The 6,768-nt window shown below is 49.6% G+C and carries 6 protein-coding genes and 1 other RNA gene; 2 read left to right on the forward strand and 5 right to left on the reverse strand.

Annotated elements, in window-relative coordinates; genetic code table 11:
* The 5 genes from ACRC27_RS13940 to zapA form a co-directional block, all read right to left on the reverse strand.
* The coding region (locus ACRC27_RS13940; RefSeq protein ID WP_438640153.1) for an efflux RND transporter permease subunit at positions 1 to 2,567 on the reverse strand (2,567 nt) is incomplete at its 3' end.
* Positions 2,568 to 2,576: 9 nt separating this feature from the next.
* Positions 2,577 to 3,626, reverse strand: coding sequence for an efflux RND transporter periplasmic adaptor subunit (locus ACRC27_RS13945; RefSeq protein WP_438640154.1), 1,050 nt, complete (start codon positions 3,624 to 3,626; stop codon positions 2,577 to 2,579).
* A gap of 111 nt (positions 3,627 to 3,737) precedes the next feature.
* Positions 3,738 to 4,379 (reverse strand): 5-formyltetrahydrofolate cyclo-ligase, encoded by a 642-nt coding sequence (locus tag ACRC27_RS13950; RefSeq protein ID WP_438640155.1) that lies wholly within the window; start codon positions 4,377 to 4,379, stop codon positions 3,738 to 3,740.
* Between the two features lie 72 nt (positions 4,380 to 4,451).
* Positions 4,452 to 4,635: non-coding RNA, 6S RNA (ssrS, locus tag ACRC27_RS13955), on the reverse strand.
* Positions 4,636 to 4,754: 119 nt separating this feature from the next.
* The gene (gene zapA / locus ACRC27_RS13960; RefSeq protein WP_438622481.1) at positions 4,755 to 5,096 is read right to left on the reverse strand and encodes a cell division protein ZapA; all 342 of its coding nucleotides are present in this window, start codon (positions 5,094 to 5,096) and stop codon (positions 4,755 to 4,757) included.
* 194 nt (positions 5,097 to 5,290) lie between these two features.
* Between zapA and ACRC27_RS13965 the strand changes: the two genes are divergently transcribed.
* Together ACRC27_RS13965 and ACRC27_RS13970 are read left to right on the forward strand one after the other, a co-directional pair.
* Entirely contained in the window at positions 5,291 to 5,860 is a 570-nt protein-coding gene (locus ACRC27_RS13965; RefSeq protein WP_438622482.1) for a YecA family protein, read from the forward strand.
* A gap of 156 nt (positions 5,861 to 6,016) precedes the next feature.
* Positions 6,017 to 6,768 (forward strand): aminopeptidase P N-terminal domain-containing protein (locus tag ACRC27_RS13970; RefSeq protein ID WP_438640156.1); only part of this gene is annotated, 752 nt, incomplete at its 3' end.

The following is a 6,768-nucleotide window of genomic DNA, read 5'->3' on the forward strand; positions in this document are numbered from 1 at the left end:
AGTATCTGCATGATGCCGGCATTGGCTTCTGATGAATCACCAAACTCTCCCCCCCAGCTTAAGCTGTAACCCGGTGGTAGCGGAATGGCTTCTACAGCAGTTTTTACGCGCTGAAATACAACGCCGGTCAGTTCAGTTGCCGGATCGCCTTGTACTTTGATGGTCGGGAAACGATCAACCCGCCGGACAATCGCGTTTTCCCACACCGGATCGAGGCGCACAATAAACTGGCTTAAGGCGAGCGTTTCGCGGCTGCCTTCTGGCTGTATACGCACATTGTACAGAGCTTCAATCTGTTCACGCTCACTGGCCGGTGGACGGGCAATGACCGGTAGCAGATCGTCGCCATGTTGATATTGGCCGATACGATTACCATTAAAATACTGGCTGATGGCGCGATCCAGATCGCTGGCATTAAAGCCGCTTTGTCTGGCTTTGGCTTCATCCCAAATAGGTTGTACGACTTTTACTGGTTGCCGCCAGTCATCTTTAATGGCTGTCATGCCGCCATCATCGAGATAAATTTGCCGCGCTTGTTCGGCTAACTGGCGTAATATTTTGGTATCAGGGCCGCTGAACTTGGCTTCAATTTTTGATCCACCGCCTGGGCCGAGTTGGAATTTCCACACTTTTGGCATGGCATCTGGGTAGTGTTGTTCAATGTGCGCGCGGATTTTTGGCATCAGTGAATCAATCACTTTCCAGTCTTCTACATCCACCAACAGTTGCGCATAGCTGCTGTTCGGCTCTTCTGCGCCATAGACCAGCATAAAGCGCAACCCTCCTGAGCCGACTAATGTTGTGGTGCTTTTAACTTCCGGCAGACTGCGGACAAAGGCATCAATTTCACGTACTTCCTGATTGGTGCGCTCAATACGTGTGCCTTGTGGCAACCAGTAATCAACCACAAACTGTGCGCGCGTTGAGGCCGGAAAAAAGCCCGGTGGCACAAATTTCATGCCGATCACTGCCAGCACGAGCATCACAACACAGGCTATCAATGTTGGCCAGCGCAGGCGAATGCAGGCAGCTAGAACCGACTGATAACCGCGCAAAAACTTACCGACAGCCACTTCCTGATTGGTTTTTGCCGCCCGAAATAGTTGTACGCAAAATAGCGGAGTTAAGGTAACGGCCAATAACCAGCTAAGTAGCATTGAGTACATGATGACCCAAAATAGGCTGCCGGCATATTCACCGGTATTATCCGGCGATAAACCGATCGCACTGAAAGCCATAATACCGACGACGGTACCACCGAGCAGTGGCCAGATGGTCTGTTTTACAATGGCCAGTGCCGCCTCTTTGGGATCTTCGCCTTTTTGGGTACGGATTAAAATACCTTCGGTAACCACAATGGCGTTATCAACCAGCATACCGAGTGCAATGATCAGTGCGCCAAGTGAGATACGCTGCATATCAATGCCGTCAATCTGCATGATGATAAGCGTTGCGGCAACGGTCAGCAGCAATACAAAACCAATCAGTAGACCTGAACGCATCCCCATAAAAATCAGCAGGGTAACAACCACAATGGCAACAGCCGCAATCAGATTATCAACAAAATCACTGATTGACGCATCAACGGTTTCACCCTGATGGGATATAACCTGTAGCGACATCCCGACCGGGATTCGCGATTGCAGATCTGCCAGCCGTGCGCTGACATTGCGGCCCATTTCAACAATGTTTCCGCCGGAAATATTGCTAACACCCAGCCCAATGGCTGGTTGACCGTCAAAGTAGAGTTGGGCACTGCTTGGCTCTTGATAACCAAGCGAGACATGGCCAATATCACCAAGGCGGAAAGTGCGGCCTTGGCCATCACTGATTAACAGCTCGTTTAGTGCATTGATCTCAGTAATATTATTCATCGGGCCGAGCGCTAGGCGCTCATTGGCGACATCTAGCGTAGCGGTCGGGGCAAGTGTAATCGCATTTTGTAGCTGTTGGTGGATTTGGCTTGCCTGTAAACCAAGATTCGCCAGCTTACTGGTCGGGATCTCAAGATACACCTGCTGGTTTTGTTCGCCCCAGAGCGCCACTTTCGCGACACCTGAGACCAGCGCCAGCTCTTTACGCAACATATCTGCTGTGAGTTTTAGCTCGGCAAATGAGTATCCTTCACCGGTCAGGGCATAAAATAGCCCGTACACATCACCAAAATCATCATTAATGATGATAGGCCCTGCTCCAGCCGGTAATTCGCGCTCAACCTCCTGCATTTTACGGCGCAGTTTATCCCACACCTGTTGCAGGCTCTGTTTATCGAACTCGACACGCGCTTCAAACTGAATACTGGATAGACCGCGGTATGAGTTAGAGCGGATCTCATCCACCTCCGGCAATTGCTGTAAGGCTGCCTCTATCTTATCGGTAACGTGCTCGGCTACCTGTTCCGCGCTCGCGCCAGGGTAGGGGGTGCTGATTGCTGCGACCCGAATCGTAAACTCGGGGTCTTCAAAACGCCCCAGTTTTTGGAAGCTGCCGTAACCGGCCAGCAGAATAAAAAGAACCAGCAGCCAGCTGACTGTTCTTTTTTCAAGGAAAAATCGAACCAGATTCATCACAACCTCTTATTGCAGCGGGTGTACAGGCATACCATCACGTACGGCGTGAATACCGGCCACAATGATCTGATCATTTGGCTGCAGGCCTTTGTTAATCACAACATACTCGCCTTGCAGTGCACCCAACTCGACAGCCGTTTTTTGTGCCTGTTTGAGCTGTGCGTTATAACGCCAGACATAATGTTGCGTTGAACCGCTCTCTTGTAGCACGGCTACTGCAGGAACATGCAGCGTGTCTGAGGATGCTGATGTGGCAGTTCGCGCAGAAACAGAGACTGTCATGCCCGGTAATAACGGCAAGTCATCCGGTGCGGGCATGGTCAGCACCGCCTCATACGTGCCGGTAACCGCATCCGGTTCGGTAGCAATAGTTTTAAATTTCAGTGCAAATTCGCGGTTGGGTATACCGGAAACGGTGGCATACAGCGTATTCATTTGGCGTTCGGAACTGAGCAATTGCTTTTCGGTGATTTGCAGGCGGATCTCAAAAGATTGTAGATCTTGCATGATCACAACCGCTTGTTTGGCATTGATATTTTCGTGGTTATTTACCAGCACTTTACTGACCACGCCATCAAAAGGCGCAAGCAAACGGGTATCACTGACCGCTTTACGGGCTTGTTCTAATGTGGCTTTGGTTACTGCCGCTTGTGCCCGCAGTTTCTCTAACTCCGCTTGTGAAATGGCTTTTTTATTCTCAAACAGCGTCTTTCCACGCTGATAATCTGCATTAGCCCGCTGATATTCAGCCTCGGCGCTACGCAATTTACTGCGAAAATCGGTATCGTTAAGCTGTGCTAGAAGCTGATTTTTTGTCACCCGCTGACCTTCGGTGGCCGGTAATGTGGTTAAACGGCCAGCAACATCAAAGGCTAACTCTGCGCGCTGATTGGCTTCTAAACGGCCGGGAACAACCGCGTTTAAGAGCTGTGTATTTTCAAGGGAAAACAATTTTACAGGGCGCGATACCGGCAGCTCAGACACGGGGAGAGCCTGATCACAACCTTGCAATAACAGCAGCAGAGTGATGCTCGAGAGAAGATGGAGAAGTTTCATGCAACAACCTTACGGTGTGAATTTTGCGTTTAGTGATTGAACGCGATTGTTGCAGTAATTATGTAACGGGGTTTTGCTATTTGTGTCATTGCGTGAAATTTGCGGGTGAACTCACCAGAACCACTGCTGTTGTGGCGTGAGTATGGCAGGCAACGGAATATCCCACGCCTCTTGCGGAACCGCATTTACCCGCTGACAATCATGTGCCAGCCCGATAATCTGCGGTACTTTTGGGGGGGATACCACCATTTTGGTTGGCATGAACGCAGCCAGAGTTCGATCGTAAAACCCGCCGCCCATCCCTAAGCGGTGGCCACGATCATCAAATGCGACCAACGGCGTACAGATCAAATCCAGTGCCGATGCCGGTATAAGATCTCGTACATCAAGCCGAGGTTCGGCAATGTTGTAACGGTTGAGTGTCATGTTGGTATTTGGTCTATAGGCCAAAAAAAGCAAATTTCCGGCAGAGAATGGGTGCAATACCGGCAGATACACCTGTTTATTACACTGCCATAAGGCATGAATCAGCGGAAGCGTGTTTAACTCCCCGTCTACGGCAAGATAGAGCGCAATCTGCTGTGCATCCCGAAAAAAAGGGTGTTTGAGTGCTTTTAAAGCCAGTGTTTCGGCGGCAATGTGTTGTTGGGCAGGGCTTAGTTGTTGGCGTTGGGTACGAATTTTCTGGCGTAAATGCTGGCGTTGTTGTTGTGAAGATGGTTGTTGTTTTGACGATAAAGATAAGGTGTTCACTGAATATTCCAATCAGACTGACCGAAAACAGACAACACACAAAGCTGTGATAAGGATAGAAAAAGCGAAGTGGATGTCCCCAAGATGCCGCTACGGGTGGTAGCCCTTGAACCCGGGGTTCAAGGTGAGCCTACCGTTGCAACTTTTAGGCTTCTCAGCAAGCTGAGCATGCTCACCGGTCGCAGAGTCGACAGGCTCTGTAGAGATTGAATATCGGCTCAGGGGACGAACCCGCTGACGAACATCTCAGGGACAAATTTGTAGTGTTCTTTATATTATGCTTTCACGTACAACTCAGCATAATATATACGCGTTGCTCGCGTAATTCAGAACTTAATGCTGTTATACCAGTTTATCACCGATTTAAAAAGCACATTATTCGAATCTTGCGTTCTCTCCGTGCCGCGTATGTGTTAACTGTCCCTGTTCAACCAGCGCCTGCTCAATAGTACTTTGCAACATACGGATCCGCTGTTCCATACTGGCTGCGTACTCTTGAGTCTTGCGACGCTCTTGAGCAAGCTCATTCACCATGTTCAGTGCCACAATGAGTGCTAGCTGCTCTGTATTAGTTACTTTAGTGCGTTGTTTTAGCTCTTGCAACCGCTTATTGAGATCATCTGCGGAAAGCGCAAGCGCCTGTTTCTGCTCTTCTGGGCAGTTGACTCGGATTAATCGTCCGAGAATTTGAATATCAACCGGTTCTGCTGTGCTCATGCCAAGCTCCTGCCTGGTTTCTTACGTGATAACCTGTTTCCGATACATGCATGACTGCACACCAACTTTTCGCTCGCACTTTTTGAGCGCATATTCACGAGAAAGGTGCATGCACGTTCTGGTCGCAGGCGTGGGCTGGTGATAGCATACCAATATCAATTCCCGCTTTATACCGTAAAATGGAATCTTAATACATGAATACAACGGCAATTTCAGATTATCCAACATTCTGTGCAACCCTGATGAGCCAAGGCATTGCCATTAGCGCCGCCGAACTGCACGGATTGCTTAGTGGATTTCTGTGTGGCGGGATAAAAGATGACAGCTGGAAGGCCAGTTTATATGACCTGACCAACGAAGGTCAGGCCTATCCAAGCGTGCTATTACAGCAAGTTCAAGCTATGCAACTGAACATCAAACAAACTCTAAACGATGATGAGTTTGGCTTTGATCTCTTTTTGCCAAGTGATGACGAATCAGTCTTCGACAGAGTAGATGCACTGGCTGAATGGGTAAGCCAATTTCTGGTCGGTTTGGGTATTGCCCAGCCAGATTTGAAGAAAACGCCGGATGAAGTGGGCGAAGTGATTGATGATCTGGTTAATATCTCACAACTGGGGTATGACGAAGAGGAAGATCAAGAAGAGCTGGCTCAATCACTCGAAGAGGTGGCTGAGTACGTTCGTATGGCAGCGATGCTCTGTTTCAATGCGTTTGCCGAGCAGCCATTAGCCGGTGAAAACAGCAAACCAACACTGCATTGATCATAATATACAGCGCATGCCGCCAGATTGTGGGGGCATGCGCACAGATGCGCGATAGCACGTACGGTTAAATCACTATCAGTAAGCAGCCTATAAATCATAAACAGCCGGCGGCAGAAACCACCCTGTTACCGCACGGCTCAGAAGGATAATGAGATGGATATTCAGCAGGTAGTCAGCCGCCGCCAAGCACTTTTGGCGCAAATGGTCGAGAACAGTGCCGCCATTTTTTTTGCCGCACCAGAGCGCACCCGTAGCCGCGACAGTGATTATCCTTTCCGCCAAAACAGTGATTTTTGGTACTTCACTACCTTCAATGAGCCGGAAGCTGCGCTGATTTTGATTAAGCGCGATCAAAAAACACAGACAATACTGTTTAATCGCGTTAACGATAAGCTGGCAGAGATCTGGCATGGCCGCCGTCTGGGGCAGCAACCGGCACTGGAAACGCTGGCTGTTGATGAAGCCTTTAGCTATGACACGCTTGAGCAGACATTACCGACTTTGCTCACCGGGCTGTCAGCGCTGTACCATGCTGAAGGTGAATATACCTATGCTGATCTTGCGGTCAGCCGTACATTGGCTGCACTGCGTAACGGATTTCGTCAGGGGTTACAGCCGATTAATACCCAGTATGACTGGCGGCCACTGGTGCATGAAATGCGTCTGTTTAAATCAGAGGCTGAAATTGCACTGATGCGAACGGCGGCTGAGATATCAGCCCGTGGGCATTGCCGGGCGATGCAGTGTGCGCGTCCGGGGTTGTTTGAATATCATCTAGAAGCTGAAATTCACCACGAATTTAACCGTAGCGGCGCACGCTTTCCTGCCTACGGTACGATTGTTGGCCGCGGCGATAATGGCTGTATTTTACATTACACCGAAAATGAGAGCGAGCTACGCGAAGG

It is taken from the genome of Plesiomonas sp. (assembly GCF_051650925.1).
Lineage (GTDB): Bacteria > Pseudomonadota > Gammaproteobacteria > Enterobacterales > CAMTGL01 > Plesiomonas.